At 69.1% G+C, this 24,898-nt stretch carries 37 protein-coding genes and 2 pseudogenes; 9 read left to right on the forward strand and 30 right to left on the reverse strand.

Annotated elements, in window-relative coordinates; genetic code table 11:
* Nucleotides 1–59 precede the first annotated feature (59 nt).
* From traB to GTY67_RS13500, 7 genes are all read right to left on the reverse strand, one after another.
* The gene (gene traB / locus GTY67_RS13470) at nt 60–2,060 is read right to left on the reverse strand and encodes a plasmid transfer protein TraB (RefSeq protein ID WP_161278851.1); all 2,001 of its coding nucleotides are present in this window, start codon (nt 2,058–2,060) and stop codon (nt 60–62) included.
* Nucleotides 2,061–2,087: 27 nt separating this feature from the next.
* The gene (locus GTY67_RS13475) at nt 2,088–2,312 is read right to left on the reverse strand and encodes a hypothetical protein (protein WP_161278852.1); all 225 of its coding nucleotides are present in this window, start codon (nt 2,310–2,312) and stop codon (nt 2,088–2,090) included.
* A 36-nt stretch (nt 2,313–2,348) separates the two neighbouring features.
* Nucleotides 2,349–2,930 carry a plasmid transfer protein TraA gene (gene traA / locus GTY67_RS13480; protein WP_161278853.1) on the reverse strand — a complete coding sequence of 194 codons (582 nt, stop codon included), beginning with the start codon at nt 2,928–2,930 and terminating at the stop codon, nt 2,349–2,351.
* A 1-nt stretch (nt 2,931) separates the two neighbouring features.
* On the reverse strand, nt 2,932–4,293 hold the full coding sequence (locus GTY67_RS13485; RefSeq protein ID WP_161278854.1) for a hypothetical protein: 1,362 nt from the start codon (nt 4,291–4,293) through the stop codon (nt 2,932–2,934).
* A gap of 170 nt (nt 4,294–4,463) precedes the next feature.
* A complete protein-coding gene (locus GTY67_RS13490) occupies nt 4,464–4,610 on the reverse strand; it encodes a hypothetical protein (protein WP_161278855.1) in 147 nt (48 codons plus the stop codon).
* Between the two features lie 90 nt (nt 4,611–4,700).
* A complete protein-coding gene (locus GTY67_RS13495; protein ID WP_237502608.1) occupies nt 4,701–5,003 on the reverse strand; it encodes a hypothetical protein in 303 nt (100 codons plus the stop codon).
* A 241-nt stretch (nt 5,004–5,244) separates the two neighbouring features.
* A complete protein-coding gene (locus GTY67_RS13500) occupies nt 5,245–5,424 on the reverse strand; it encodes a hypothetical protein (RefSeq protein ID WP_161278857.1) in 180 nt (59 codons plus the stop codon).
* Between the two features lie 150 nt (nt 5,425–5,574).
* Between GTY67_RS13500 and GTY67_RS13505 the strand changes: the two genes are divergently transcribed.
* From GTY67_RS13505 to GTY67_RS13515, 3 genes are all read left to right on the forward strand, one after another.
* On the forward strand, nt 5,575–5,802 hold the full coding sequence (locus GTY67_RS13505) for a DUF3783 domain-containing protein (protein ID WP_030732601.1): 228 nt from the start codon (nt 5,575–5,577) through the stop codon (nt 5,800–5,802).
* A 221-nt stretch (nt 5,803–6,023) separates the two neighbouring features.
* A complete protein-coding gene (locus tag GTY67_RS13510) occupies nt 6,024–6,605 on the forward strand; it encodes an NUDIX hydrolase (protein ID WP_161280069.1) in 582 nt (193 codons plus the stop codon).
* Nucleotides 6,602–7,009 carry an NUDIX hydrolase gene (locus GTY67_RS13515; protein WP_161278858.1) on the forward strand — a complete coding sequence of 136 codons (408 nt, stop codon included), beginning with the start codon at nt 6,602–6,604 and terminating at the stop codon, nt 7,007–7,009. Before GTY67_RS13510 ends, GTY67_RS13515 begins: the two co-directional genes overlap by 4 nt.
* 65 nt (nt 7,010–7,074) lie before the next feature.
* Here GTY67_RS13515 and GTY67_RS13520 read toward each other — a convergent pair whose 3' ends face one another.
* Together GTY67_RS13520 and GTY67_RS13525 are read right to left on the reverse strand one after the other, a co-directional pair.
* Nucleotides 7,075–7,683, reverse strand: coding sequence for a hypothetical protein (locus GTY67_RS13520; protein ID WP_161278859.1), 609 nt, complete (start codon nt 7,681–7,683; stop codon nt 7,075–7,077).
* The gene (locus GTY67_RS13525; RefSeq protein WP_237502609.1) at nt 7,680–9,635 is read right to left on the reverse strand and encodes a DEAD/DEAH box helicase family protein; all 1,956 of its coding nucleotides are present in this window, start codon (nt 9,633–9,635) and stop codon (nt 7,680–7,682) included. Before GTY67_RS13525 ends, GTY67_RS13520 begins: the two co-directional genes overlap by 4 nt.
* Nucleotides 9,636–10,057: 422 nt before the next feature.
* On the opposite strand from GTY67_RS13525, the gene GTY67_RS13530 reads away from it, so the two are divergent.
* The gene (locus GTY67_RS13530) at nt 10,058–10,888 is read left to right on the forward strand and encodes a DUF3883 domain-containing protein (protein ID WP_343238671.1); all 831 of its coding nucleotides are present in this window, start codon (nt 10,058–10,060) and stop codon (nt 10,886–10,888) included.
* 132 nt (nt 10,889–11,020) lie between these two features.
* Here the strand turns inward: GTY67_RS13530 and GTY67_RS13535 are convergent, their stop codons facing one another.
* Nucleotides 11,021–11,563: a hypothetical protein gene (locus GTY67_RS13535; RefSeq protein ID WP_161278862.1), complete on the reverse strand. Its 543-nt coding sequence runs from the start codon at nt 11,561–11,563 to the stop codon at nt 11,021–11,023.
* 331 nt (nt 11,564–11,894) lie between these two features.
* Between GTY67_RS13535 and GTY67_RS13540 the strand changes: the two genes are divergently transcribed.
* The 4 genes from GTY67_RS13540 to GTY67_RS13550 all read left to right on the forward strand — a co-directional run bounded on the left by GTY67_RS13540 (nt 11,895) and on the right by GTY67_RS13550 (nt 14,149).
* Nucleotides 11,895–12,353, forward strand: coding sequence for a type II toxin-antitoxin system antitoxin SocA domain-containing protein (locus tag GTY67_RS13540; protein WP_161278863.1), 459 nt, complete (start codon nt 11,895–11,897; stop codon nt 12,351–12,353).
* A 188-nt stretch (nt 12,354–12,541) separates the two neighbouring features.
* The gene (locus GTY67_RS34535; RefSeq protein WP_127468685.1) at nt 12,542–12,814 is read left to right on the forward strand and encodes a hypothetical protein; all 273 of its coding nucleotides are present in this window, start codon (nt 12,542–12,544) and stop codon (nt 12,812–12,814) included.
* Nucleotides 12,815–13,265: 451 nt separating this feature from the next.
* Complete coding sequence (locus tag GTY67_RS13545; protein WP_161278864.1) at nt 13,266–13,850, forward strand: hypothetical protein; 585 nt, start codon at nt 13,266–13,268, stop codon at nt 13,848–13,850.
* 74 nt (nt 13,851–13,924) lie between these two features.
* A complete protein-coding gene (locus GTY67_RS13550; RefSeq protein WP_161278865.1) occupies nt 13,925–14,149 on the forward strand; it encodes a hypothetical protein in 225 nt (74 codons plus the stop codon).
* A 163-nt stretch (nt 14,150–14,312) separates the two neighbouring features.
* Here the strand turns inward: GTY67_RS13550 and GTY67_RS13555 are convergent, their stop codons facing one another.
* The 14 genes and pseudogenes from GTY67_RS13555 to GTY67_RS34925 all read right to left on the reverse strand — a co-directional run.
* Entirely contained in the window at nt 14,313–14,654 is a 342-nt protein-coding gene (locus tag GTY67_RS13555; RefSeq protein WP_161278866.1) for a hypothetical protein, read from the reverse strand.
* Nucleotides 14,651–14,944 (reverse strand): hypothetical protein, encoded by a 294-nt coding sequence (locus GTY67_RS13560; RefSeq protein ID WP_161278867.1) that lies wholly within the window; start codon nt 14,942–14,944, stop codon nt 14,651–14,653. The genes GTY67_RS13555 and GTY67_RS13560 overlap by 4 nt, the downstream gene beginning before the upstream one ends.
* Nucleotides 14,941–15,162 (reverse strand): hypothetical protein, encoded by a 222-nt coding sequence (locus tag GTY67_RS13565; RefSeq protein ID WP_161278868.1) that lies wholly within the window; start codon nt 15,160–15,162, stop codon nt 14,941–14,943. The genes GTY67_RS13560 and GTY67_RS13565 overlap by 4 nt, the downstream gene beginning before the upstream one ends.
* A gap of 66 nt (nt 15,163–15,228) precedes the next feature.
* Nucleotides 15,229–15,621 carry a hypothetical protein gene (locus GTY67_RS13570; protein WP_161278869.1) on the reverse strand — a complete coding sequence of 131 codons (393 nt, stop codon included), beginning with the start codon at nt 15,619–15,621 and terminating at the stop codon, nt 15,229–15,231.
* A 25-nt stretch (nt 15,622–15,646) separates the two neighbouring features.
* Nucleotides 15,647–16,132, reverse strand: a complete 486-nt coding sequence (locus tag GTY67_RS13575) for a hypothetical protein (protein ID WP_161278870.1) — start codon at nt 16,130–16,132, stop codon at nt 15,647–15,649.
* Entirely contained in the window at nt 16,129–16,959 is an 831-nt protein-coding gene (locus GTY67_RS13580; RefSeq protein WP_161278871.1) for a hypothetical protein, read from the reverse strand. Before GTY67_RS13580 ends, GTY67_RS13575 begins: the two co-directional genes overlap by 4 nt.
* Nucleotides 16,960–17,033: 74 nt before the next feature.
* Complete coding sequence (locus GTY67_RS13585) at nt 17,034–17,336, reverse strand: hypothetical protein (RefSeq protein WP_161278872.1); 303 nt, start codon at nt 17,334–17,336, stop codon at nt 17,034–17,036.
* Between the two features lie 247 nt (nt 17,337–17,583).
* Entirely contained in the window at nt 17,584–17,853 is a 270-nt protein-coding gene (locus tag GTY67_RS13590; RefSeq protein WP_161278873.1) for a helix-turn-helix domain-containing protein, read from the reverse strand.
* Nucleotides 17,850–18,164, reverse strand: a complete 315-nt coding sequence (locus GTY67_RS13595) for a hypothetical protein (protein WP_343238672.1) — start codon at nt 18,162–18,164, stop codon at nt 17,850–17,852. The genes GTY67_RS13590 and GTY67_RS13595 overlap by 4 nt, the downstream gene beginning before the upstream one ends.
* Nucleotides 18,161–18,493: a hypothetical protein gene (locus tag GTY67_RS13600; protein ID WP_161278874.1), complete on the reverse strand. Its 333-nt coding sequence runs from the start codon at nt 18,491–18,493 to the stop codon at nt 18,161–18,163. The genes GTY67_RS13595 and GTY67_RS13600 overlap by 4 nt, the downstream gene beginning before the upstream one ends.
* The gene (locus tag GTY67_RS13605; protein WP_161278875.1) at nt 18,490–19,233 is read right to left on the reverse strand and encodes a hypothetical protein; all 744 of its coding nucleotides are present in this window, start codon (nt 19,231–19,233) and stop codon (nt 18,490–18,492) included. The genes GTY67_RS13600 and GTY67_RS13605 overlap by 4 nt, the downstream gene beginning before the upstream one ends.
* A complete protein-coding gene (locus GTY67_RS13610; RefSeq protein WP_161278876.1) occupies nt 19,230–20,222 on the reverse strand; it encodes a hypothetical protein in 993 nt (330 codons plus the stop codon). The genes GTY67_RS13605 and GTY67_RS13610 overlap by 4 nt, the downstream gene beginning before the upstream one ends.
* A gap of 93 nt (nt 20,223–20,315) precedes the next feature.
* Nucleotides 20,316–20,465 (reverse strand): hypothetical protein, encoded by a 150-nt coding sequence (locus GTY67_RS34920; RefSeq protein ID WP_237502893.1) that lies wholly within the window; start codon nt 20,463–20,465, stop codon nt 20,316–20,318.
* A gap of 468 nt (nt 20,466–20,933) precedes the next feature.
* A pseudogene (locus tag GTY67_RS34925) lies at nt 20,934–21,515 on the reverse strand (DNA cytosine methyltransferase); the annotation flags it as partial.
* Between the two features lie 99 nt (nt 21,516–21,614).
* Between GTY67_RS34925 and GTY67_RS13620 the strand changes: the two are divergent.
* Nucleotides 21,615–21,917 (forward strand): type II toxin-antitoxin system prevent-host-death family antitoxin, encoded by a 303-nt coding sequence (locus tag GTY67_RS13620; RefSeq protein WP_161278878.1) that lies wholly within the window; start codon nt 21,615–21,617, stop codon nt 21,915–21,917.
* Between the two features lie 308 nt (nt 21,918–22,225).
* Here GTY67_RS13620 and GTY67_RS13625 read toward each other — a convergent pair.
* The 6 genes and pseudogenes from GTY67_RS13625 to GTY67_RS13650 form a co-directional block, all read right to left on the reverse strand.
* Nucleotides 22,226–22,393 (reverse strand): annotated as a pseudogene (locus GTY67_RS13625) (WhiB family transcriptional regulator); the annotation flags it as partial.
* The gene (locus GTY67_RS13630; protein WP_161278880.1) at nt 22,390–23,223 is read right to left on the reverse strand and encodes a hypothetical protein; all 834 of its coding nucleotides are present in this window, start codon (nt 23,221–23,223) and stop codon (nt 22,390–22,392) included. The gene GTY67_RS13630 and the pseudogene GTY67_RS13625, both read right to left, overlap by 4 nt.
* Nucleotides 23,220–23,504, reverse strand: a complete 285-nt coding sequence (locus GTY67_RS13635; protein ID WP_161278881.1) for a hypothetical protein — start codon at nt 23,502–23,504, stop codon at nt 23,220–23,222. Before GTY67_RS13635 ends, GTY67_RS13630 begins: the two co-directional genes overlap by 4 nt.
* Nucleotides 23,501–23,827: a hypothetical protein gene (locus GTY67_RS13640; RefSeq protein WP_161278882.1), complete on the reverse strand. Its 327-nt coding sequence runs from the start codon at nt 23,825–23,827 to the stop codon at nt 23,501–23,503. Before GTY67_RS13640 ends, GTY67_RS13635 begins: the two co-directional genes overlap by 4 nt.
* A complete protein-coding gene (locus GTY67_RS13645; RefSeq protein WP_161278883.1) occupies nt 23,824–24,129 on the reverse strand; it encodes a hypothetical protein in 306 nt (101 codons plus the stop codon). The genes GTY67_RS13640 and GTY67_RS13645 overlap by 4 nt, the downstream gene beginning before the upstream one ends.
* Nucleotides 24,126–24,830 carry an exonuclease domain-containing protein gene (locus GTY67_RS13650; RefSeq protein WP_161278884.1) on the reverse strand — a complete coding sequence of 235 codons (705 nt, stop codon included), beginning with the start codon at nt 24,828–24,830 and terminating at the stop codon, nt 24,126–24,128. Before GTY67_RS13650 ends, GTY67_RS13645 begins: the two co-directional genes overlap by 4 nt.
* Nucleotides 24,831–24,898: the final 68 nt, after the last annotated feature.

Genomic DNA, 24,898 nt, shown 5'->3' on the forward strand with positions numbered 1-24,898 from the left:
CGGTGTCAGACGGTGTCACCGCAGGTCAGAAGGGGTGTCAGAGCTGACACCCCGAGGTGTCAGACCTCGCTCAGCACCGGGTTCAGCAGCCGGTAGACCCCGGGCTGATCCGTTTCTGACAGGTGAACCCCGGCATCTGACAGGTCCCCCAGGGCTCCTGACACCCAGGAACGAGCCCTTCCGATGCGCTCCCCCTTCCCGAACGGGCCGAAGTCCTTCGGGCCGATGAACTCCCTTTCCTCGGACCGGAATTCGTTGAGCATGACCATCAGGGCGTCCATGCCGGCCTCGGGGCTCTTCTCCTCAACGGGCGCCTGGGCGTGCCCGAACGACCAGGTCTCGGCGGGCGGTGCGATCTCCTGGTCGGCGTCGATGTCGGGCACGTACCCGTCGTCGTCGGGGTCGTCGCCGACCATGGCGTCGATCTCGCGGTCGACTTGCTTCTCGATCAGCGCCTTCTCGGCGTGCTCATTGTCCGCCTTGGTCATGAGGACGGTCTCCTGCCTGTCGGTGTCATTGCTGGTCAGGGGGGTGTCAGCGTCGTATCGGGTGCGGTTGGCGTAGGCGTCGCCGGCTGCGGCCGCGGTGACGGCGTCGAGGGCGGGTGTGTGTGGCAGGACGGAAAGGACTCCGGTGATCTGGTCGTCGTCGATGAGGTAGGTGCGGAGCGGGGTGGCGTAGCGGTCTTCGTCGACACCGGGGGCGACCAGGTAGCAGTAGCCGGGTTTCCGGTTCTCCCATGCCTCGGGGCGGGCGCCAGCGTCACGCACATCGTCCGGGAGGGCCATGTCGGCGGTGGTGGAGCCCTTCACGCCGAAGCAGAGGACACCGCCGAGCTGCTCGCGGACATCGGTCGGCATGCTGGTGGCGGAGGGCCGCTGGAGGCTGATCTCGACGCTGATCCCGGCGGACCGGGCCTCCATGACCAAGCCCTCCATTTCGGTGCCGTTGCGGAAGAACTTGGCCGCTTCCTCGATCCACACGACCATGTACGGCATGCCGAGCTTTTCGAACGCTTCCGGCGTCCAGTTCTTGAAGCCGTGGCGTCCCAGCTCGTTGGCTCGGGCGGTGATGACCTGGGTGAGGGCGTCGATCATCGTGTTGCCTCCTGTCTCGGTCATTTCGACCCAGTCGAGGTAGGGCAGGAACGCGGCGAAGGTCTGCATGCCCTTGGAGGGGTCAACCGCCCACATGACGACGTCGCACCTGGAGAGCACTTCTACGGCGACGACGGACAGGCCTGTGGATTTGGCGGAGCCGTTCATCCCGGCGGCCAGGTAGTGCGTGGCGTTGCGTCCCGGGCCCGCGGGTAGCCATAGGTGGGCCGGCTGCCCGTCTTCGTAGATCCCGATGACGATGGGCTCGGTGATGCTGCCGCCCGGGCTGGACGGGCCAGGCCACGGGGTCGGCTGCTTCAGTTCGTCCTTGGGGACGACGACGAGGGTGGCGCGGGCCGCGTCGTCGGGGTCGGGGATGACGCGGATGCTGGTCGGGGAAACACCGAGTTCGCCGGCGATGTGCTTGATGCGGTTGCCGAGGTCGTCGGAGGTGACCTGCCCGGCTGCGAGCTGGAGGGGTGCGGTGACCTTGTTGGGTTCGATCTTCGGCTTGCCGCGGAGGGCGACCTTGGCGTCGCCGATGGCCTTGACGAGAACACCGGTCTCGGCGCTGCCGCCTGCCTTCTGGGGGTCGACGTTGACGCGCAACGCCTGGCGGATGTTCCACGACCCGGCGGCCACGGCCCCGCCGATGACGAGGGTCGAGGCGAGCGCCGGGTCGAACGGGCCGACCGCGGTGCCGACGACGAGATAGGAGGTGCCGAGGCCGGTCGACAGGGTGGCGTGGATACGCCGACCGGGCCGGGTCCCCTCCGCCGCCCACCACGTGGCGGCGGTCAGCACTCCGGCGGCGACGGTGAGGCCGATCGCTGCGGGGACGGAGTCACCCCAGTAGTGGTGGGCGGCGAAGGTGGCGGGGACCTCTGCGGCGACGGTCAGCCAGGGCCTCATGCGGGGGTGCTTGATGGCCTTCCACAGGTCGGCCTTCTGGCTGTCAGCCACGGGTGTTCTCCTGGTTGGGTGGGGCGGTTAGCCGTTGAGGGCTCGGGCCTGGTGCTTGTCTGCGATACGCCGGGTGAGTTCAGTGAGGTCGAACTCGATGGCGAGGTGGACGGGGGTCGCACGTTCGGCTTCCTTGCGCTCGTGGAACCCGCCGGGCTCCAGGGCGAGTGCCTGCGCTTCGAGTTGCTTCGTCGCGGCGTCGAGGAGGTTGATGGCTTCAGCGATGGTGGTGGCGGTCCAGGTCTGCTTCACGGTTGGGCTCCTTCGGGAAGACGGGGTGGCTGGCGGTTAGCGCCAGCCGAACTTGGTGGCTCGCGGCGGCTGGTTGCGGCCCTTGCCGACCTTCCGCAGGTCAGACTCGTACTCCCGCTCGAACGTGCCGTACACCATGGCGGAGTACCTCTGGATGGCCTTCTCGGCGGCGGCGACCTTCTTCAGCCACCGGGACACCCGTCGGGCGCGGGCACGCGATCCGTGGAGGCTGCCTGCGGCGTCGGGGATGGTGCGGAGGACGGCTTCGAGGTGGTCGGCGTCCATCGCCCGCTCGGTGGCCCGGTTCCGGGACTCCTTGCGGAGGTACTCGCAGAACGCGCGGATGTCCTCGTTCGACATGAAGTCGGAGCCGGGCACTTTCCCGCCGGTGCCTCCACCAGGCGCCGCTCCGACGCCCGTCTTACCGTTCACGATGGTCTTGTTCACGGCGAGTCCGATGGACGGGTTGAAGCCGCCACCGGTGCGGTTCTTCGAGTTGTTCACACCGCCCGGGTGAGAGCCGTTCGAGGGGGCAGTGCGGGGCCGGGGCGGGGCGGTGAAAGGTTGACCGGCCTGGTGCTGGGTGAAGTTGCGGACCTGCTCGGCGGGAGTGCTCATCTCAGTTCTCCTCGGGGTTGATTCGGGTGGTCACGGAACGGCGTGCGGTGTCGGCTGCGAGGCGCTTCGCGGCGGGGTGAAACGGGGTGCTGTCACCGCGCCTCCGCCGGGGCGGAATGGGCTTCGGCCGGGGCTTCGTGGACGCAGGGGGGAGATGGGCGCCACGCTGGGCGTTCATGGTCTTGCTGAGGGTGCTGACGGGCTTCTTGATACGGGCCGCCTCGACCCTCATTTCGGCGGCGTTCCGCATGCGGATCGTGTCGGCGGACTCGCCCGGATCGGTGCCCTCGACGTTGCGCTTGGCCTGCTTCCAGATGGTCGGGGTGATTACCGTTTCGCCGAGGTCTGCGGCGAGCTTCAGTGCCTCTTGGTGGACCTTCGGGAACAGGCGCTTGCGGTCGGCGTCCAGCTTGGTGGCGGTGTCGCGTGCGGCGTTCTCCAAGTGGGCCTGCCGCTCGGCTTCGAACAGCTTCGCTGCGGCCTGCTCGGCAGCCTGCTTCTTCTCCGCCTTCTTCGCCGCCCGCCGCTCTCGCCGGGTGGGCACACCGTCCCGGCGCCGGATCCGCCCGTGCTCGTGGAGGTCCCACACCCCGGGGCCGGCGAGCGACGCGAACGCGGTGCCGATCGCGGTGGCAGGGTCGAAGTGCTCAAGGCCGTGGACGAGGTTGATCCCTGCGGCAACGAAGGCGAGTGCCCAGGCGATGAGCCGGTAGTGCCAGTGCGGGCGGTGCGCAGCAACAGCTGCTGCCGCGCCGGCGAGGATGACCCATGCTCCTGCTTCGAGCATGATCGGGACGGCAAGGAGCCACTTGGCGTCGGGGTTGTAGAACGCGGACATCTGGACGGGCAGGGCGACGATCGCGCACATGATCGCGAAGCCGAGGGCGGTGTTCCGCCATAGGCTCGCGGATTTGCCGATCTTCTGCGCGTCGTTGGCCTCGGACTGCTTGGCCTCAGCTGCGGCGGCCTTCTCAGCTGCCTCCTCCCGCGCGGCCTTGTCGCGCTTGCGCTGTACGTCTTCGAGGTGGGCTTCGTGCTCGGCGCGGTCGCGCTCCAGCCGCATGGCCTGCCGTTCGTTCGCCAAACGCAGCTTCTCGGCCTCGGCCTCGGCCTTGATCTCGATGGCCTTCGCCTCAGCTTCAGCGGCGATGCGCTGCTCCTCGGCGTCGGCGTATGCCTTGGTGCGGATCGCGTCCGCTTCGGCCTGCGCGACGAGGTCGACGGCGGGCAGAGCCAGCTCGGGCTGGGCCTGGAGGGCGGGTGTGGCGACCGGCTCCTCGGCAGGCGTCAGGAGCGTCTGCCATTCCGTGATCACGGGGATGCGGCGGCGGTGGCCGTTCACCTGGGGCGAGCTGGTCGTCACGGCGGTCGGTGTCCTTTCTCTCGGGTAAGTGCGCGGCGGCTACTGGGCGGTGGCGGTGATCGCGGCTTCCCGGGCCTCGGTGAGGGCGGCCGCGATCCGGCTGGTGTCCCCGCCCGTCGCCTTGTTGGGCTGCTGGGCGGCGGTGACCTGCCGGTTGACGGCGGGCCGGGTTAGTCGACGAGGTCGTCTGCGGTGAGGCCGCCGGGGCAGTCGTGGGCGGTGGCACCCTCGGTGGTGACGATCACGGTGGTGACGGTGTCGGGGGCGGTCCGCTCAGTGGTCACAAAACCGCCGGTGGTGGTGGTCTGCTCGGGCATGGGGTTCTCCTCGGGTCGGGTCCGGCTGTTCCGGGCCACTCCGCCGCCACCAACCGGCGGGGGGTTGGGGGCGACAGGGCAGGCCGGGGGTCAGGCGGCGGCCGGGGTGTTCAGCCCGTCGATCTGGTCCAGCTCGTCGATCAGCCGCGGCCCGAACCGCTGCCCCGCGTCGTGCTCGGCCGCCAGAGTCCGCAGCCAGTACCGGGCGCCGTGGTCACCGCAGGCCGTCACGTACCGGGTGACGATCTCCCCCGGCGACAGACCCTCCGCCTCCTCCCACGTCACCTGGACGTCCGAGGTGAGGAGCGCGGCCCGCAGGTTGTGGATCTCGGCGGACACGGTGGCGAGGTCGCCGGAGAACAGATCGGTCACGGAGGAAACGAACGGAGACATGGATGTGCCCTTCGAGTAGGTAATGGGGAGATGAGGGGGGTGGGAAGCCGTGCTGGCGGAGGCCGCGGGGGTTCGGTCATCCCCGCCAGCACGGCGGTCAGTGGGTAGTGCGCGCCTTCACAGCGGCCTCACGCTTCAGCCGGGCGGCCTCGGCGTCCTCCGCATCCCGCTTGATGCGGTCCAAGCGGAGCCGGGTGTCACGGTCAGCGGGACACAAGTCAGCAGACCCGAACACGACCGGTCACCACTGCCGCTGCTGCACGAACCGGCGGCGAGCAGCCGGGTCCGTGGGCGGAGTCGGGGACTCCTGGGAGACGACAGTCGGGCGGCGGTAGTGGGTCGATTCTCGGTGGGCGTCGACGTCCGCCTGCGACATCGGGTGGTCGGTGGTGCTGCGGTTCGCGGTGGCGAGCTTGGGCATGGCGGGGTCTTCCCTCCGGAGAGTGACTGCCAACTTTCTTGGCACTTCGATAGTGGCACAGCGAGGGCGAGGAGTGCAACTAAGTTGGCGCTTCGAGTTCGACGGCGAGCGCCTATTCAGTTGGCGGTAGAACGTGAGACCATTCCGGACATGACAGGTACGCCCGCGAGGCTCGACGAGAAGGAACGGCAGCCATGGCTGCGACGGCTTGACCGAGCCAGCTCGGCGCACGAGAAGACGCGTCGCCAGCTCGACGAGCTCGTCGCCGACGCACGTGCCGCTGGCGTGCCGTTGACGTCGATCGCGGAGCACACCCCCTACAGCCGTGAGTGGGCGCGGAAGATTGCCGACGAGATCGACCGGCAGCGAAAGGCCTGAGCTCCGATCGGGAGGAGTCCCTGTCATGCCCTCAAGTCAACCGGCGGCCGACTTACCGGAACATGAACCGCCAGTGCGGTGGCAGTGCACCGGATCGGCCCCTAGTGCAGTAGCAGTGCAGCAGTGATGCAGAACCGCAGCGCCACGACCCGGGGAGCCGGATAGTGAACGTCACCACGTGGACCGGCCGCACCGCCTGCGCCTTGCAGGCCGCGCTCCGCATGACGAACGAGAGCTTCGCCGCCAAGCTCGGTGTCGCGGTTCGCACAGTCGCCGGCTGGCACAGGAACCCGGAGATCGTGCCGCGCACCGAGATGCAGCAGGCCCTCGACACCACCTACGAGAGGGCCAACGAACACGTGAGACGCCGCTTCACCCTTCTGTCCCGCCCGCCCGAGGAACCCGCCGAGGCGGAGACGCAGGCGCTCCGGGTTGCTATCGCCGTGGTGCTGCGCGGCACCGAGGTGCTCCTGGTGTGCCGGCGCGGCGACGACGCGCTCAGCTGGCAGTTCCCCGCCGGGATGTGCAAGCCCGGCGCCGCAGCCACCACCGTGGCGGTGCAGGAAACCCACGCGGAGACCGGGGTGCATGTCGCGGTCCGCGAGGAGCTCGGCACGAGGGTCCACCCGAAAACCAGAGTGCTGGCCAGCTACGTCCTCTGCGACTATCTCGCCGGCGAGGCCAGCAACCTGGACGCGGTCGAGAACATGGACGTCACCTGGGTGCCGCTCGCCGCGCTGACCCGTTTCATCCCTGCCGAGAACATCTTCCCGCCGATCTTGAGTGCCTTGGAGGCAGCGTGACCGAGCAGAGTGTGCAGCCCCCCGTCTCCACGGCGATCATCGTGGACGGTGGAAAGGTGCTGATGATCCGGCGACGGCAGCGGGAGGGGAAGCTGCTGTGGGCGTTCCCCGGCGGCGGCATCGAGGCGGGCGAGTCCCCGGAGCAGGCTGCGGTGCGGGAGACGGCGGAGGAGGTCGGCCTGGAGGTCAAGGCCGTGCGGGTCCTCGGCGACCGGGTGCACCCGCAGACGGGGGTGCCGATGTCGTATGTGGCGTGCGAGCTGATCTCCGGCGACGCGATCGTCGGAGATGCCGAAGAGATCGCCGCGGTGGCGTGGATCAGGCACGGCGAGATCGCGGAGTACGTGCCGTGGGGGCTGTTCGGGCCCGTGCAGGACTACCTCGACGAGGCCCTCCCTCGCTGACGCCCCCAGACGTACCGAGGCCCCTCACCCCAATTGGGGTGAGGGGCCTCGGTACGAAACTGCCGTCAGGCCTCTTCAGCCAGAAGCTTGGCGAGCTGGGCCACAGCCTCGGGGTCCATGTTCCGGCGGAGCGCCTGGGCGGCGCTCTCGGGCTTGTCCACGGGCACGGAGACGAGCTTCCGGCGGAAACCTGCCCTCACCATCGCGGCATGAGTGGAAAGGTGGCCGGCAAGTACCTCAGCGTGAAGGTCCGGGCGGTCTTTGCGAAGGCGGCGCAAGCCGGCCTCCCGCGATGTCCCTGTCGGCGCCACCCCTGGAGGCACTTCTTGTATCTTATCCAAGAGGTCGACTCGCCTCCCCTGGTAACTACCGCTAGCTCGATCCAGCAGATCCCGGGCTTCAGCTCTCCCGCCGGACTCCTCGATTCCGTCGATCAGCTTCCCGATCAGCCGCATCGAAGCACCCAAGCCTTTGAGTGGAGCCGCCACCACGAACTGCTCGAACCGCTCATGTTCGACCCGCTCGCCCCGCTGCGTCACAAAGGAGCGCCACGATTCCTCGCGAAGGACTCGAACCAGCAGGGCAGGCCCCGTCTTGAGGCCGTGCTCCCCCTCACGAAGGGCCGATCCAAGCGCCTCCACGAGAGCAGCGTTCGCCCGCAGGTTGGACGTCACGCTCCCCCCAGCCACTCGGCGAGGGTTTGGCGCATCTTCTCCAGCTCTTCGACAGTGGCCTTGGAGCGCTTCGGGTGGCCCGCCTTCAGTAGGTCGATGTTGATGTCCTTGGGGGGCCGCTTCCGGCGGTAGGCGAGCTTCCGGGCGAGAGTCTCGACTTCCTGCCGCAGAAGCTTCTCTCGCCGGTAGTGCGGGATCTCCATCGCACTGACAGGCGCAGGCGCAGGCGCCTCCTGGGCATCTGCGACCGTCTCGGCCTGGGCACTCTGGGCGCGCAGTAGGGGGACCAGGTTGGCTGCGAACGCACGCGGAATGCCCAGCTCTTGGGCCTTCTGCTGGGCTGCTGCCAGCTCCTCCGCCGAGACCTCATCGCCACGGAGAATGGCGCGGTCGAACACTGACTCCGATGCCGACAGCGGGGTTCGGAAGTCGAGCATGCCTTGCCCTTTCGTGCCGTCCCCCTCCTTCTGGGCCTTCTCGTCCTCTTGGGCAGCGATCTCCAGCTGATGCCGCAGCTCTTCCTCGATCTCGCGAGCGTGCCGCATCAACTCGGGCACTGCGGGGATCAGCAGTCGGGCGTTGATCTCCTCGTCGGGGCGGGTGCGGACGAAGCGTCCGACGACCTGCCGGTAGAAGAGTGGGGTCTGCGTCTTGGAGGCGTAGACGCCGACGGCGAGGCGCGGGATGTCGACACCTTCGGAGATCATCTTGACGGCGACGATCCAGCGCCCGGTGCCCTTCCGGAAGTGATCGATTTGCGCCTTCGCGATGCGACTACCCGGGTCACTCTTTGGATCGGAGACGACAACTGGCGGTCGCATCCCGGTGATTTGCTCCAGGAGGTCTGCGTAGCCCTTCGCGTGCCATTGCCGCTCGGCGATGACCAGCCCGGCCGCGTCCGGAACATCCTCTCGGAGCTCGCCCAGCATCTCGTTAGCCTGCGCCAGGATCGACGGCATCCAGGCGTACTTCGGCTCGTAAACGGTGTCGAGGGCCGCCGAAACGTCCTCATCCGGCATGTTGGCGCCGAGTTTCGCAGTGAACTCGACGCTGACATCGGACTTACCGTTCTCCTCGAACGTGGTGCGCTTCAGGCGCGCTGGGTCCGTCCACCTGGCTTCGCCGTCGTAGGCGTGGAACTCGATGCGCCGACAGACCCCGTCGGCCACGGCTGCGCCGTACTCGTAGGCGTAGTCGACCGCCACCGTTCCGTCGCCGTCATAGCGGACGAAGGGGATGGGGGAAGTTGCGTCGCGCCTCCACGGTGTGCCAGTGAGGCACAGTCGGTGGACAGCGGGCTCGACCGCGAGCTGGAGGGCCTCCCCCCAGGACTTGTTGTCCCCAGCGTGGTGGATCTCGTCGAGGATGACGAAGGTCGGCTTCCGCATGGCGTGGCGCGTAAGGCTTCCACCCGTGCCGAGCATCTGCTGGTAGGTGACGACGGTGCCGACGTATCCAGCCTTGCTGTACCCGTCGCTGTCTCCGGGCGGGACGGGGTAGAGCTTGAGGCCGGCCGCGGCGGCTTCATCTGCCCATTGGCTCCGCAGGTTGTCTGACGGGGCTACTACTGCGACGCGTTCGACCACACCTTGCTGCATGAGCTCCTTGGCGAGGTGCAGGGAGAACTTGGTCTTCCCTGCACCTGGCGTTGCGGAGACCAGAAAGTTTTGGGAGTTGGAGGCGTAGAAGGCGTCCACGGCACGTCGCTGCCATTGGCGGAGCTGCATCTGCTGTTTGGAGCCTTTCCTTAGGTTGCATGCCGGGCAGAGGGCTTGCCCGTTGAGGACGTCGGTGTCGCCGCCGGCGGAGTACGGGGACACGTGGTCCCCGTGCCATCCGGATTCGAGGGGGGCTCGGCATTCTCCGCAGCGTCCGTCCGCCGCGAGGAAGAGTGCGCCGCGCTCGGAGGAGTTGAAGCGGCGGCGTGGGGCGTTTGAGGGTTCAGCGGGCATGTAGTAACCGCCTCTTGGGCCATGTTGACCAGATGCTCACATGATATTCACCAAGCGGCCCCGTCGTGGTGCGATAGACGGAAAGATCCGACTGAAGATCCTTTACCCGCCGGTAGGTGGACATCCTGATGCAGAAGCCCCGACCGGATGACGCATGCGTGCCGGCGGGATGCGACTGACTATGACGGCCTGCCGACGGCAGCGGTGTGCCAGCGGTGCCATCCGGCCATGAGGTTCCGAGTCTTACTCGGCGACACCCTATGGAGCCCTCTATAGGCAATGCTTTATGATCGCCTGTCATGGAGGCAGCTAAGTTTGTGATGGTCCATGTCGGCCAAAGCACCGTGCACCAGCGGAACTTGCAGCACGGCATCGAGACCCGGTCCTGGGGGTTCCCGATCCGCAAGCCGTGGTTCGACCAGGTGAAGCCCGACTTCGCCCTGCTGGTCACGGGGACGAACCCCCGGCAGCAACTGGGTGACTGGCTGCAGAAGTCGGTAGACATGTACCTGTTCGCGGTGCAGGTCCCGGTGTACGAGGGGCAGGCGCCGCACTGGCCGGACGAGTTGGCGTCGGGCAGCATCATCTACCCGTTCCGGATGGGCCTGGAGCCGCTCGGCGTCATCGAGAACGTGTCGCTCGGCGAGGACGGCCCCCTGACCCTGTCGGCCTCGGACGCGGCCCGGCACTCGGGGCTGGAGCGCGGGGTTGGTTGGCTGGCCGACATGGACCCGCAGCCGCTCCTGGACCTGGCAAAGATTCCGGTCGACTGGGCGAAGACCGGAAGCGTCCCGCTGAACCGGGCCCCGGGTTTCACCGCAGAAGCGGTGAAGGGGGTGAAGGTTCCGAAGCGGCAGCAGCGGGGTGCCGGCTGGATGTCGGATCCGAAGAAGCGCAAGGCGGTCGAGATGCACGCCGAGGACTGGGCTGTCCGCCTCTACGAGGAGGCGGGCTGGACGGTCGAACGCGTGGGGAAGCCTTACGACCTGCGGTGCACGAACAAGGCGGGCGAGGAGCGCCGGGTCGAGGTGAAGGGCACAACTGGTGCGCCGACCAGTGTCGAGCTGACGATCAATGAGATTGAGCATGCCCGTGCCGCGGAGAACACGGTGGACCTGTTCGTGGTGTCCGACATCAAGGTCACCCCGCAGTATGTGGCGAGCGGTGGTGTCCCGCTGCACCTGAAGGATTGGGAGCCGGCGGAGGAGGATCTGCGGCCCCGCAAGTTCGAGTACCGGCTACCGCAGAGCTGATGGGGCAACGCCACCCGGCAATGTCGTTCTGACGGGAACGCCCGGCTCACAACCAGCGGCGAGCCTTCATGCAACCACGGCCGCGTCTGACGCAGCATCGCCCACCCAGGTGAGGCCGGGTGGGCGGCCTTCCTACCCCCAGCCGTGGTCGTTGCGTCGGGTCCGGTTTCGGCGGTGGTACTCGGCTTTCTCTGCTTCGGTTGCCTGCTCGAAGAAGATCAGGCCTCCGATCTGGATTCCGTGCCCGTAGCCGAATCCTGCGCAGCAGCTACGGATCAGGTCGGTGGGTGCGTCTTCGGTCGTGGGAGTGCCCGTGCGGCCTGCTGCGAATCCGATGGCTGTGCCTCGGGCCACGGTGAGGGGGGTGTGCCGGTGCATGCGGCTGGGGGCTTCGTTCCTTCGGGTTTCTTCGTCACTCTGCTTGTCGGAGTAGTCGTTCAGGCGGTACCGGTGGCCTTTGCGGAAGCCGTAGGTGGAGCAGCAGTCTTCGATCTGGTCGATCCGGTAGGCGTCGCGAGCGGGTATGCCGTTGTTATGGTCTCGCGGTCTCTGGTGCCAGTCGGGCTGGCCGTACCAGTAGCCGATGGCTGCGCCTCGGGCTACCGAGATGGCCTGGTGCGGGCCGTCGTGGTCGTACCAGTCTTCGATGTTCAGGAGGTCTGTCGCGCGGGCCATGGGCGGGAAGGTTACTCAGTTCGGTCTGCTCTCGGAAGAGACCGTGGCGTTTGCCGGTGGGGGGCTTCCTCGCGCCCTGCGGTGTCACCCGGCGATGCGGTTCTGAGGGGGATGGACGGTTGGTTCACGGGGAGCCGCGCGCGAACCATATATTCGAACATGCGATCGGTCCGTCACGGGTTGTCCAGACCTTCACCCTGCCTCTTACCGCTGTCAGCCCCAGTCGCTACGGTGGGCTGACTGGGGGATGTGCCGTCCTGCCCGTAGACCCGCCGAGTCGCACCTGGAGAGGACTCATCTACGGTGAGGAACAGGCACCAGAGGAGACACCATGACAGCGAACGTTCAGGACGTGGCCGCGTACATACTGCGCAAGAACAGTCCGATGTCCGCGATGAAGCTGCAGAAGCTCTGCTATTTCGCCTATGGGTACCACCTGGCGTGGGAGGACCGGCAGCTGTTTCCGGAGCGGTTCGAGGCGTGGGCGAACGGGCCGGTGGTGTACGAGCTGTACGCCGAGCACCGTGGCCAGTACCGGCTGGACATCGGCGACATCCAGGGTGACCCGTCCAAGCTCGACGTCGGAGAGCGTGAGTCGATCGACGCCGTGCTGGAGAGCTTCAAGGCGTTCTCGGCTCACGAGCTGTCCGCGATGACTCACCGGCCGGGGCCGTGGCTGGATGCCCGTCGGCGGGCTGGCCTGGAGGACGACTTGCAGCGCAGCAACGAGGAGCTGCGGGATGAGGAGATCGCCGACTTCTTCGGCGCGTTGGCGGGCCGCGAAGACTGATGGGCAAAGGGGGGAAGGGGAAGAAGGTCAGCGTCCCGCCTGGCTCTATCGCGGACGAGAAGCGCACCGGGGACCCGAATTCGCTGCTGCCGAGCAGTCGCACGTCGGAGGAGCGGGTGTGCTGGCGGTTCAGCCACCTCGACTTGGACGGGCCGTGGGGGCTTGTGTCGTTGGATCATGAGCGGTTGATGGTGCTGCTCACGGATATGGCGAAGTTCGAGAGCCAGACGATGCATGAGCTGTTCCACCAGGGCGAGTGGCCGGGGAAGCGCCACGACGTCCACACGCTGCCGAACAGGGACGCGCTGGCCCGACTCGACGCCTTGGGCTTGTCCGATATGACGCAGATCTGGAAGCTTCGCATCGGGGGCGCCGGCCGACTCTGGGGCTTCCTGGTGGGGAACGTCTTCCATGTCGTGTGGTGGGATCCGCGGCACGAGATCTGGCCTACAAAGCGCTGAACGCTAGACCGCGGCCCCAGCGATCGGTGGCCGCTTCGCTGTTTCTGGCGGTGTCGTGCGGGACGGGCGCCGGGTGTGGGTGGTGCTGGACCTGTAGGGCGGGCTACGTCGTAGAGACGCGCGGGAGGCCCCACCGTCGTGGCGGTGGGGCCTCCCGTTGCCCCGCATAGGCGAGGGCCATCCCCACAGCCGTGGGGAGCATTTGTATACGCCAAACCTGACGTGGGTCGCCCTATGGGCCATCCCCGTAGCAACGGGGATCAAAGCAAAGCAGTGTTCGCCCTATGGGCCATTCCCGCAGTGGCGGGGAGCAACGGGACGATAGTAGCGCAGCAGCTGGCCAGCGTCTGGCGAATCACTTGGGTCACCCCTTGACAACCTTGCAGTACGTACTGCAAGGTTGAGTCATCGCCAAGGGCACCCGCCCACGGCACGGAGAAGGAGCCTCCACATGAGCACCCACTTCACCGCCTGGCTCACCACCGACCCCAACCTCCTCGACCAGGACGGCATGCACATTGCCGTGCTGGAGGACGAGGAACGCGCGGGGCTGTGGGGCTGCAAGGGGGACCCCGAGATCGTCTCCGCGGTCCTCAGCGTCCCCGCCGAGGACGGCGACCACGGTGAGGCCCAGGGCGAGGCGATCGATCTCCTGGCCGCCGCCGGATGGGCCACGGTGAGCGACTGGGACGCCGTCGAATCCGGGTACGCCGCCACCGTCGAGCGTGACGGCAGCGGAACTACCCAGATCTTCGAGGGCATGACCGGCCGCAACATCAGCACCTACGACCTCCTCGACGAGACCATGACCACCTACGGCCTCGACAAGGAAACCGCCCACGAGGCCATCGCCGCGTTCCTCGCCAGCCTGGTCGACGACGACCCCGCCCTCATCCTGGAGCGCACCCCGGTTCGTCCCGAACTCCTGGAGGCCAACCCCACCAGCGTCGACATCGACCACTGGCTCACCGTGTCCAACGAGACCGCCGACCACATCCGGGAAGCGCTCGCCGCCGTGTTCGAGCCGGTCGCCTGACCCCCACACAGCAGCGGCCCGCTACCGGATGAGCCCCGGTCGCGGGCCGCGCTGGCACGGAAGGAGCCCGCACCATGCCCGACCCTACCCCCGAGCTGTGGACCACCGAAAAAGCCGCCGACCACCTCGGCATCAAGCCCAAGTCGGCCAGCGGCCTCCTCTCCCGGCACGGCATCAAACGAGCCGGGGAGACCCGGCACCCCGTCAGCGGACGCGCCGTGGCCCTGTGGCACGCCGACGAGGTACGAGCCGTCGGCGACAGCCGACGCCCCGGCGCTCGGACCGACCTCACAGCCTGACAGCGCGCACGAGAGCGGCCCCCACCAGTTGGTGGGGGCCGCAGTGTGTCCGGGGTCAGCTGTGGTGGCACGGGCACTGGCAGTGGGGGCATGTGACGGTGAGGGCCGGGTTGTGGATGGTGGGTTCACGACGGGTCATGCGGGGCTCCTTCGGTTGGCGGGGTTAGGCGGTGGCTGCGCGCCCGGTGGCCCGTGCGGCGGCGCATCGCGGGTACGGGCAGCCGGCCACGGGGCGGGCGTGGTGGGTCTCGCAGACGGCGAGGGAGTGGGTGCACTGCCCGGCAGCCAGGCGGGCCACCTCGGCCTCCAGGTTGGCGATGCGCTGAAGGAGTTCACCTTCGTAGCGGTCGGCGTCCCAGGATTCGGTGCGGCGGACCTTCTCGACGGCCACGACGACGTCGGCCCATCTCTGGCAGTCGGCCCGGTACTGGTCGCGTTCGCCGTAGAGGGCGTCGAGGGCGTCGCTGGTGAGGTCATCGAGGGGGATACGGGGCTGGGTGGTCACCGGGCCCCCTCTCCGTTGCGGTTGATGATCTGGTGGGCGGCGGCGAGTGCCAGGCGGTCGTAGCCTCCGGCGAGGTTGGCCTTGCGCAGTGCGGGTTCGATGAGGTCGGCGAGCTGCTGGGCGGTGTACGTGTCGAAGCCGATCGAGGGGTGCCCGTCGGAAGCGGTGTAGATCTTCGACATGCTGACGGTGGGCTCGGGCTGGGTGGCGTGCTCGCATTCGCCCCAGGCGAGGGTGTGGCGGCCTTGGGCGCGGCAGGCTCGGCGGCACCCGTCGAAGTCGGTGGTCACCGGGCCCCCTCGGTGGCGGTGATGCGGGCCAGGCGGAAGAGGCGCGGCCGATAGCTGCCGGTGGTGTCGCGGGTGGGGATCCACGCCACGGCGTCCCCGAAGTTGTGCCGGGCGTCGATGAGGCGTTGGAGTTCGGCGATCCAGTCGGCGGGCATGTCGATGGTGACGGTCTCGGGCTGGTCGGTGTCGGTGGGCTGCCAGGTGAGGGAGGCGATCACGGGGTGGTCCTTCCGGGTTTCCGGGGTGGCCGCCTGTGGTGGGGCGGCCACACAGCAGACAGGCAGTCAGGCGGGGGTGTTGTCCATGGCTTCAAGGGCGGCGTCGACTCCGGAGCACGCGGCGGGCCACAGCGTGCAGGAGCAGTAGCTGCCGTCGTTGGTGTGCCACTCACAGTGCTCGGCGTGGCCGACGGTCTGGTCGGCCTGGGCGCGGGCGGCGTCGTAGAGGCGGGTGGCAGCGTTGCTCTGCCACGCGGGCGGGCGTGCTCCGAGGCCGAGGCGGCGGCGGGTGAGGACGGCGAGGTTGTAGCCCGTGCGGGCGGGCTTCTCCATCCACCGGGTCCACGGGGACCACTGCGGCGCGTCGGGGTACGGGGTCGCGAGCGTGGGCTTCACAGTGATGGCGGCCTTCGCGATGGCGTGCAGGGCATCGACGAGTTCGCGTTCGTTGTCGGTCATGTGGGTCTCCGTGGTTGGGCCGGGATCACCCGGCAGCAGGGGCGGGGGTGGGCGGGACGATCCTCGGGATCGGCCCGGTGGTGATGGTGGTGGTGCGCCAGTTGATGCGGCACTCCCAGTCGGGGTTGTTCGCCTGCATCCGGGTGAGCTGCCGCTGGATGTCGGTCGAGGAGCTGCTCGCCTGCTCCCACGTCCCGTCGGGCTGCCGGACAACGACGAAGTGCTCCAGCTTCGTGGTGGTGGTCTGCTCCTCGACGGCGGCGACGGCCGGGTAGAGGTCGGGGATGGCGAGGGCGGCGTCGACAACGAGGCGGAGCACGGCGCTGTCCTTCGGGTGCTCTTCGTCGTGGGGGTGGCGGCGGCCTTGGACGTAGCCCATGACGGCGGCGTCGCGCATGAGGGTGTGCTCGCGGTCGGTGAGGCGGCCGAGGAACTGGGCGACGGCATCGGCGCGCTGGGCGTCCCGCGCGATGAGGTAGTCCACGAGCCCGTCGGGCAGGGGTGTGGTCACCGGGCCTCCTCGGGCGCGGCAGGGACAGCGGGGGTCTCGGTGACGGTGGTCGTCGTCTCGATCAGCCGGTGCTCGAAGTCGGGCCACCGGCCGCGCGCCTCAGCCAGTCGCTGGTCGGCCTTCTGCCGGGACTGCCAGGACCAGTTCGCCCCGATGCCGGGGGTGTTCGGCCGCCAGGTGGACTCTTCGAGGTGGCGGTGCTCCAGCCGGTACGAGCGGGTCGTGGTGGGGTGGTGTGCCCCGGCGGCAGCCTCACCGGCCAGGCGGCGGAGGTGGTCGGCGACGCGGAGGACGCCGACATTCTCGGAGATTTGCGCGGACTTGCGGGCCCCGTAGGCGGGCGTGAACTCGCGGAGGGACTCGGCGATGTCGGCGGCTTCCCGGAGCACGGCGGCCCGGTCGGCAGGCGCGGGCGGGGCGACCTCCGTCTCCACGACGCGCATGATCCGACCGGCCAGGTTCTCTGGCGTCCACGCGGCCACCGGGTACTTCTCGATGGCGGACTGGATCCGGTCGCGCAGCCCGGCGTTCGGCATCGGCTTGATCGGGTGCTGGCAACCGGTGACGTGGTCGCACTCGCAGTCCACGAAGCCGGGCATCGCGCAACCGGCCGCACCCTCGCTCGTGGTGCCGAGGAGCTGCCGGGCCACCGCCAGGGCAGGCGCGGGCAGCACCGCCAGCACGGCGTCGGCCTCCCCGTAGTGGTGCTCGCTCGGAGTGTCACGGCCGGAGAGCCCGGCGTTCCAGTCGTAGCGGACCAGCGCCCGCGCCACAGCGGCACGCAGCAGGTCGGCGGGGCGGTCAGGGGTGGTGGGTGAGCTGGTCACAGGTTCCTCCAGGGAGTCGGTAGGTTGGGCGGGCCGGCTGCCCCCGGTTGCGTCGGGGGCAGCCGGTACTGCATTCACGGGGTGGGGTAGAGCTGAACGACGTCAGCCAGGCGAGGCGTGGGCTTCGAAGCCGCGGCCAAGCAGGCAGCGACAACGACCACGGCCGGGGTGTCCGACGGAAACTCGACAGTCCAGCCGTCCGTGTGACTCACTCCCGTGTCGCCGCAGCTGTTGAGGATCGCGAAGGTGCAGCCGTTCTTCCGCAGGATGTCCAGCGGGTTGTCGTCGTCCGCGGCCCAGCCGGCGGACTCCAGGGCCTCGGAGATGTCGAGGCGCTCGTAGTAGGTGTTGGCGTTGGCGGTGTCGTCGGGGTTCATCAGAGGCTCCAGAGGGTCACTTGTCGGTAGGTGAGGGGTAGTTCGGTCTGCCCGGGGATCGATTCTGAGATCGGATCGGCTGTGCGGGCTTCTCGCGGCCGATCCCGGGGCGGGTGACCCTGGGGGGCTCCGGCCACCCGTTCGCCCGCGAGAGGGCGGATTCTGCCCCGCGACGGGGGCTCTGCGGCCTCGCGCCCGCGCCCCACCCGACGACCGGTCCCCCGCACGTCAGGGTTCAACACGCGCATCACGCCGCCTCCGCGAGCGCCGCGAGCAGCGCCTTCCGGTTCGCCGCGGCCTGTGCCGGTGAGGTCTGGACCCGGGTCGGCCGATCGCCCAACACCCGCCCGGTGGGCAGCGCTTCGGCGTACAGCCGGCCCAACTGGTCAGCGGGCGGAAGGCCCAGTGCGTGCCTGGCCCGGCCGACGGTGGTGGGTGCGCAGCCGAGGCGGAGGGCGATGGAGGCGTTCGTGTGGCCTTGGCGGATGAGTTCGGCGATGTCGGCGCGGATCTTCATGCGGCGCTCCGGTCGGCTTCGGTGTGCCGGGCGGGGTGCACGGCCCCGTTGCCGAGGGCGCGCCCGTCGGCGTGGCACGGGGTGGTGGGGGCGACCTGGCAGGTGGGGCAGCAGGCGACCAACTGGGCGCGGGCGTCGATGCGCTGCTGGTGAACCTGGGCGAGCGGTACACCCCGGGACGGGATCCGGCACGGCCGGTGCGCGGCAGCACCGCACCGGGGGCAGGGGATGGCCCGGGCCGGGTGCTTGCCGGCGCGCATGAAGTGGCGGATGGAGTCGGGCATCGGGGCGGGCTGGCCGTAGCGGGTCACGGGGTCCTCCTTGGGGTGCAGGCGGGGCAGTTGCACTGCTGGCGGGGATCGTTCGGGTTGGCGAGTTCGGTGTGGTCGGCGGTGGTGAGCCAGTCGCGGTACTCGGCGAGGGCTGCCTCCCAGGCGGCGGGAGGGTGGCGTTGTGGTGGCGGGTCGGGCGGGCGGGTTCCGACCGGCCAGGCCCCGGGCCGGTAGCCGGGCGGCTTCGGCGGTGGTGTCGGCGGGGTGGTGTTGACGGTGCGCCCGGTGCGCATCTGGTCGCGCATGAAGCTGCGGAGGTCGCCCTCCCGGCGCATCGCGGCGATGTCGGAGGCGTCGAAGTCCGTCACGACGCCTCCTCGACGATCTCGGCGTCCGGGGGTTCCTCGGCGGCGGCCATGCGTTCGAGGGCTGCGAGGGACGCGGCACGCCGCTGCTGGATCTCTTCCGGCGTCTTGAGCTGGGCGGGCTCCCCTCGAGCTACCCGGCCGCGGGCGGCATGCGGGTTCTTCAGCTCTCGAGGCTGGCGCCCCCCGAACCCTTCTGCCTTGCAGGGGCGACCGATGGCCGCCTTGCAGATCGGGCAGTCGACGCCGAGAGGGCCCGGTCGGCGGATTGCGGAGACTTCCTCCGACTGCTCCTCGGGCTCCTCGCCCGGAACTTCGCGTCCGATGAGGTTGGTGAGCGCCTTCATGTCGCGGGGTGTGCCGGAGGGGATGGCCAGCCGTTCGGGTGCTGCGGGCCGTTCGCCGTTCGCGGTGGCCTCGAGCTGGTTGCGGAGGCGCTGGAGGTAGTGCGGGTCGGCGTCGCCGGGCGGCGGCTCGTAGACGAAATCGGCGACTCGCTCGGCTCGGATTTTGCGGGCGATGCCGATGATGTCGGGGGTGGTGACGCGGCGCCGCTGGTCGGGCTCGAGGCTGGCCATGTCCCGGGCGTAGAACCGGGTCAGGGCCTGCTCGGCTACCTGGAAGGTGATGTTGGCGGCGTTGAGGTCGGCGTGCCAGGCGAGGACGTCGGCGTCTCCGACGGTGCGCTGATCGCGGGCGGCGGCGAGTCCGAGGAGCCTGCCCGCCTCTTCGAAGGTGATCACTGGTTCTCCTGGGTCTGTGCGTCGTGGAGTGCTTGGAGGCGGCGGCCGGTCTCGAGTGCTTGGTTCACCCGGGCGTCGGTAGTGGAGGGGCGCTGGCCGGGGGTGAAGCGCAGGACCTTGCCGCCGATCTCCGTGGAGGGCTGGCTGTCGGGCTGTGCGGAGGTGGCCTCGGGCTCGAGGGATTCCCAGTCGGCAAGCCAGGCGCTGGCGCTACCTGGGGCGCCGCGGTAGTTGGCGTTGTTGACGGCCAGGGCGACCATCGGGCCGACGCCGACTCGTTCGCAGACTTGTCGGGCTCGTTCGATCTGGGAGGCCTGGAGATTCCAGCTGATGCCGGTGATGCCGGCTGCGGCGATGGCCCGCTTGAGGTCGCCGAGGGTGTCGTAGGAGCGGATCTCGGGCTCGCCCCCGCGTGCTGCAGCTACAGGGGTACTTCCGGAGGAAGTACCCGGCAAAGGCGTGGCAGCGGCATGGGTAAGCGCAGCACGTTCAGCGGGCGTGCGGTGTGACAGAGTGCCCTGACCTGCGGTGGAGCTCGAAAAGTGGGGTTCATTTTGAACGCGATTTGAACGCGAATCGGATCCATTTCGGTTCGCTTTTGGATCCGAATCGCGTTCAGTTTCGGCAGCTTTTCGGTTCGCACGGCTCTTGGCGGCGCGCTCAACTGCCCCCTGCTTGTTCGCTTCGTGCTGCGCCCGGGTGGTGTTCCGGCCGCCCTCGAAGAAGTCGTGGATCATGTAGCCGTCGGCGGGCTGGGGGCAGCTCTTGCAGTCGTGCCCGGCCTCGTGCCACAGGCCGGCGTCGATGAGCTTCCGCACCTGCGCCGGTGTGCCCTTGAAGGGCTTCACGATGTCCATGGGGACGAACCCCTCGAGGAGGTGCTGGGCGGAGTAGGAGCCGCACCGCAGCCACAGACCGAGCGCAGCGTTCCCTGCCCGAATGAACTTCGGGTGGGAGTGCGCTGAGTCGTCGATCTTGAACCAGGGCATCGGGACTTCCTTCTGGCGGTACGGATAGGTACGGGCTGTCAGCGGTGTGGGGCCCGCGGTCGGGTCAGGTGGGGGCGGGGTCCGGGCGGGCGGTCACGCGGCGGCTGCCAGGTCGGCCCGCGCGGCGAGGAGCCGGAGGGCGGCGGTCGCCTGCTGGGGCACGACCCCGTTGCCGAGGGCGTGCAGCATCTGGTTGCGGGTGAGTCCGGGGACCTGGGTGACGTGGCCGGCGGGCAGGCCCATGAGCCACTCGACGAAGGCGGGGCTCAGTCGATTGCGATCGTCAGTTGCCCATGGGGCCCGTCGTCCGGTGGCGTGCTCCCAGCGGTGGATGGCGGGGGCGTACTTGCCCCAATCCGGTGCGCTACTGCCGGCAAGGCCAGGTCGCCCTTCGAGCCGCGTTGGTTCGGGCCGCCCTTCGCCCCGTCCGAGGCGCGGGGCGTCGGCAGCAGGAGCCGGCTGGCGTCCGTCAGCGTCGGCCCGTACCCCTCGCCGTAGGGCGTCCCGTCCGGCCGGAAGTTCGCCGTGTCCCTGCCGTCCGCCGCGGCCGGTGTCGGCAGCAGGTGTTCCACTTCGTCGGCCAGCGTCGCCCCGTGGTTCCCGGCCTTGCGCTTGTCCGGGTGCTGCGAGCCGCCGTTGATCGCCAAGTTCGCGGTGGGCGTCTTGAGCAACGGCGAGGATGAAGAGGCGGCGGCGGGGGTGGGGAGCGCCGACCTCCGACGCGCGTACAACGCACCACTCCGCATCGAACCCGAGGGCGGCAAGGTCGGCGAGGACGGTGTCGAATCCGAGTCGAAGGTGGTTGCCGACGTTCTCAAAGATCGCGATTCGGGGTCGTAGAACCCGAAGGGAATCGGCAATCCACGGCCAGATGTGGCGTTCATCGTCAGTTCCTTTCCGGAGGCCGGCGTTGCTGAAGGGCTGGCAGGGGTAACCCCCGCAGAAGATGTCGACCGGCTCGACGGCCGCCCAGTCGACGGTCTTCAGGTCGCCGAGGTTCGGGACGTCCGGCCAGTGGTGGGCGAGGATCTGGTTCGCCCCGGGGTCGATGTCGGAGACCCAGGCGGTGGTGCCGCCGAACACCTCCTCGACGGCCATGTCGAGTCCGCGGTAGCCGGAGCAGACGGAGCCGATACGGAGGCCGGGGGCGGGTGCGGGGGTGGCGAGCTGGCCGGGGATCTGTGGTGTCGGCTGGTCCAGGGCTTCGCGTGCTCGCTGGAGTGCTGTGGTCAAGGTGTCCCCCTGGTTGGAGGTGGTCATGGGGGCCGAGTGGGCGCACGGAACCAGGCCCATGCAGGCCGGCCCGTTCTCCCGCTTAGCGATGTAGCCATCATAGCTAAGAAAGCGGATTCGCGGTGTTGTGATTCGTAGCGAATCCGCTACTGTTGAGTCATGACCACGACCCCCACCGAGCACCGCGCGAAGATCGCCGAAGCACGCAACGTCCTCGGCGAGGTCATCGCGCGTGCCCGCTTCGCCGGGGAGCCGACGATCCTCGTGAACCGCGGCAAGGAAGCCGCCGTGATCGTCGGCTACGACTTCTACGAGAACGCCAAGGCAGACGCCGCCGTCCTCCGCGAACTCCGCGCCCACGTGGCCGAACTGGAAGCCGGCAGTAAGCCCGACGAGAAGTCGAAGGCGCGCGTCCTCGGAGAAGAGCTCGCCGCAGCTGAGCGTCGCGCCGAATCGGACTGACGTCACGTCTCCTCCTCCCTCCCCCGCCCCGGCGGGGTTTTGTCGTGCGTGGATCGTTGTCCGCGGGCCCGGTCGTGTCACCGGTCGTTGGGTTTGCGTGGGCCTCTGACGTGCGCAAACCGTGTGTCTCGTGTAGCTGGTGAGCGGCCCGTCGGGGCTGGCGCTAGGTGGTCTGGCGGTGGTGATCTGGGCGTGGCGGATCACCCGGGCGGGTGATCCGCCGGTGGTCATGCCGCTTTCGCCTGCCGCGCGTTGATGAGCCGCCGGAGTTCTTTCTGGCCGACGCCGCCCCAGATGCCCCACCGCTACTGGCTGTCGACCGCGTAGTCGAGGCAGGGACGGCGCACCGGGCAAGCCAGGCAGATGCGTTTCGCGGGTGCCGCGGTGCCGCCGACGTCCGGCATGAATAGCTCCGGGTCGGTCTGCCGGCAGAGGGCGTCCTCGCGCCATGTGTCGTGGGCGATGCTGGCGCTCATGCCGCCACCTTCGACCGGTCGCGGCGTTCCCCGGCCCGGAGTTCCGCAACGATGCCCTTGACCGTGGACAGGGCCATGCCGAGACGCCGGGCGATCTCCTCCGGGGAAGCCCCGAACCCGTCGAGATGCTCTACGTCGGCGCGGCGGATCGCGGCGAGCTCGTCGCGGTTGAGAGCATGCGGCTCGGCGGCCTCTACCTCGGGGTGGGAACTGGGGTCGTCGATGGTGGTGTCGTCCCAGGCCAGGGGGCCGTGCCAGTTATTGCGGCGGGCGTCGTTGCGGGCCCGGTTGCTGTTGCCGGGAGTGCGGGAGAGGTCGCGGTACTCGTGGGCGACCCGCTTGGCTGTGGTGGCCCTGACGTTCTGGAGTTCGCCGCGTGCGATGGCTCCGAGCGCGGTGACGTACAGGCCGAAGCGGGGCGCGAGTTGCGCAACGGGCCATCCGATGGCGACGAGGGCGCGGACGCGGCGGATGGTGCCGGTGGCGTCTACGTCGCGCTGGTCTCCGGGCGGCGGGCCAATGGGCACGGACAGGATGGCCTGGGCTGTGCTGACGGACACGGTTTCCTGGCCTGCGCGAACCGAGGTGAGGACCCGGTGGGCGAGGTTGGCGGCGCGTGCGATTTGGGACTGCATCCATCCGGCGTCGAGGAGTGCCTGGATGTGGTTGAGCGATTCGGCGGCGTCGACACGGCGGGGCCGGCCTTCGTGGACATCGAGGCGGTAGCGGCTGCACCACCTGTAGTGGGCGTTGAGGCACTCGGGGCGCCGACAGCCTGCCTGGTAGCAGCGGCGCTCTCCGTGACGGACGGGGGTGCGGCGGGTGGTCATCGTTCTTCCCCCTCGTTGGCGAGGTCTGGGGTGGCGTTGTACTGGGCTTCGAGCCGGGCGTTGACGAGCGCAGACGGCATGGCGAGGTAGGCGTCGGCGTTGTCGGCGACGCGGCAGAGCCGGTAGGCGCGGGCGGTGTAGGCGCGGCGGTCGGCCCGGTCCTGGAGCCGTTGGTCGACCTGGGTGACCGTCCACCGGCCGGCACACCAGGCGACAACCACCGCAGCGGTGAGGGCGACGCCCGGCCCGTAAAACAGGGCGGCGGGGAGGAGGGCGCTCACGCTGCTGCCTCCCGTCGCGCGGCAGCGGTGCCCCGCCACGTCCTGACCCCGCTGTGGCGTGTGGTGGGCCGGTCGGAGCAGGTCCAGCCGTTGGTGCGGATGTAGCCGTCGTCGCGGAGCTGGTGCATGAGCCGGCCCCAGTGCGCCCGGGGTTTCGGCGGGTCGGGGAGCCTGTTCGTGTCGGCCACCTGGTAGCAGGTGAAGGTCTTGCCCGAAGCTGCGGCGGCTATGAAGTGCGGCCACACGGCGGCGAGCCAGGTGTCGTAGTCGGCGGGTGCGGGTGGGGTGGTGCCGTCGAGGGTGGGCTGCACGGTCGCGGTCATGAGGCGGACTCCTCGTCTGCGAGGTCGTTCAGAGCGGCGATGATGCGGGCGAACGCGTCCAACTGGCCGACGAGTGCGGCGGCGTGACCGACGCAGGACCGGCACCAGACCAAGCCCTCGGGCGGGGCCGTCGGCAGCGGGTCGATGACCATCGGCGGGGAGTGGGTAACACCCCAGCCGGGCGCCCCGCACAGCCCCTGCTTCCCGGCGAAGTTGCCGTCCTCACGCATGACGTGGAGGTTGCGGACCTGCTGGGCCCGGCGGCCGGTAGCGGCGTTGTAGCCGCGGTAGAAGGCCCTCATTGGCTTGCCTCCCTCTGCCTGGGGATGAGTGGCCAGGCGCCTTCGACGACTGCGTCGGGCCGGGTCTTCCGGAAGTGCTCCTGCAAGCTCGCGGCCTGTTCGGCGGCCCACCCGACCTGTGCGGTGTGCAACTCGTCGAGGGTCATGGCGGCGAGCTGCGGGTACCGGGTGGCCTGCCGCCAAGCGACCCGGCACGCGGCAACCGCATCGGCGTCCGCGCTGTGGGCGGCGTCGAGGCGGACGTCGTAGTGCTCGCACAACGCGGTGAGGGTGCGCTTCCCCGACCGGTAGCGGTCGACCTGCTTGTCGATGACGAACGGGTCGACGACCGGGCCGGCGGGCAGTGGGTCGAGGCCGAAGCGTTCGGCTTCCCTGTCGAGGAGGCTGAGGTCGAAACGCGCGTTCATCGCGACGATCGGGACCCCAGCGAGGATCACCTGAGTCAGCCCAGCGAGGATCTCCCCGGCGGCCTCCTTCAGCGGGATGCCATCAGCGTGGGCCTTCTCGGTGCTGATGCCGTGGACGGCCGCGGCCCCGGCGGGGATCTCTTCGCCGTCGACGTCGGTCAGCCAGTTCGCGGCCACGGTGGGCTGCTGGCCGCCGAGTTGGACGATGCAGGCGGTGATGATGCGGGCGGTCAGCGGGTCGGGGCCGGTGGTCTCAAGGTCGAAGCCGGCGAGGCGACCCAGGTGCCATGCCATGGCGTTCCTCCTTCCGTGTGGTGTGCTGGTGGTGGGGCAGCCCCGTATGTCGGGTACGGGGCTGCCCC

Origin of the sequence: Streptomyces sp. SID8374 (assembly GCF_009865135.1) — a bacterium.
Taxonomy (GTDB): domain Bacteria; phylum Actinomycetota; class Actinomycetes; order Streptomycetales; family Streptomycetaceae; genus Streptomyces.

Bases quoted from the DNA above. Each gene is read 5' to 3' on its own strand.
- traA (WP_161278853.1), bottom strand. From the start codon at position 2,930: ATGAGCACTCCCGCCGAGCAGGTCCGCAACTTCACCCAGCACCAGGCC.
- GTY67_RS13490 (WP_161278855.1), bottom strand. From the start codon at position 4,610: ATGCCCGAGCAGACCACCACCACCGGCGGTTTTGTGACCACTGAGCGG.
- GTY67_RS13495 (WP_237502608.1), bottom strand. From the start codon at position 5,003: ATGTCTCCGTTCGTTTCCTCCGTGACCGATCTGTTCTCCGGCGACCTC.
- GTY67_RS13500 (WP_161278857.1), bottom strand. From the start codon at position 5,424: ATGCCCAAGCTCGCCACCGCGAACCGCAGCACCACCGACCACCCGATG.
- GTY67_RS13505 (WP_030732601.1), top strand. From the start codon at position 5,575: ATGACAGGTACGCCCGCGAGGCTCGACGAGAAGGAACGGCAGCCATGG.
- GTY67_RS13510 (WP_161280069.1), top strand. From the start codon at position 6,024: ATGACGAACGAGAGCTTCGCCGCCAAGCTCGGTGTCGCGGTTCGCACA.
- GTY67_RS13525 (WP_237502609.1), bottom strand. From the start codon at position 9,635: ATGCCCGCTGAACCCTCAAACGCCCCACGCCGCCGCTTCAACTCCTCC.
- GTY67_RS13535 (WP_161278862.1), bottom strand. From the start codon at position 11,563: ATGGCCCGCGCGACAGACCTCCTGAACATCGAAGACTGGTACGACCAC.
- GTY67_RS13540 (WP_161278863.1), top strand. From the start codon at position 11,895: ATGACAGCGAACGTTCAGGACGTGGCCGCGTACATACTGCGCAAGAAC.
- GTY67_RS34535 (WP_127468685.1), top strand. From the start codon at position 12,542: ATGGTGCTGCTCACGGATATGGCGAAGTTCGAGAGCCAGACGATGCAT.
- GTY67_RS13545 (WP_161278864.1), top strand. From the start codon at position 13,266: ATGAGCACCCACTTCACCGCCTGGCTCACCACCGACCCCAACCTCCTC.
- GTY67_RS13550 (WP_161278865.1), top strand. From the start codon at position 13,925: ATGCCCGACCCTACCCCCGAGCTGTGGACCACCGAAAAAGCCGCCGAC.
- GTY67_RS13570 (WP_161278869.1), bottom strand. From the start codon at position 15,621: ATGACCGACAACGAACGCGAACTCGTCGATGCCCTGCACGCCATCGCG.
- GTY67_RS13585 (WP_161278872.1), bottom strand. From the start codon at position 17,336: ATGAACCCCGACGACACCGCCAACGCCAACACCTACTACGAGCGCCTC.
- GTY67_RS13590 (WP_161278873.1), bottom strand. From the start codon at position 17,853: ATGAAGATCCGCGCCGACATCGCCGAACTCATCCGCCAAGGCCACACG.
- GTY67_RS13610 (WP_161278876.1), bottom strand. From the start codon at position 20,222: ATGCCCTGGTTCAAGATCGACGACTCAGCGCACTCCCACCCGAAGTTC.
- GTY67_RS34920 (WP_237502893.1), bottom strand. From the start codon at position 20,465: ATGGGCCTGCCCGCCGGCCACGTCACCCAGGTCCCCGGACTCACCCGC.
- GTY67_RS13620 (WP_161278878.1), top strand. From the start codon at position 21,615: ATGACCACGACCCCCACCGAGCACCGCGCGAAGATCGCCGAAGCACGC.
- GTY67_RS13630 (WP_161278880.1), bottom strand. From the start codon at position 23,223: ATGACCACCCGCCGCACCCCCGTCCGTCACGGAGAGCGCCGCTGCTAC.
- GTY67_RS13640 (WP_161278882.1), bottom strand. From the start codon at position 23,827: ATGACCGCGACCGTGCAGCCCACCCTCGACGGCACCACCCCACCCGCA.
- GTY67_RS13645 (WP_161278883.1), bottom strand. From the start codon at position 24,129: ATGAGGGCCTTCTACCGCGGCTACAACGCCGCTACCGGCCGCCGGGCC.
- GTY67_RS13650 (WP_161278884.1), bottom strand. From the start codon at position 24,830: ATGGCATGGCACCTGGGTCGCCTCGCCGGCTTCGACCTTGAGACCACC.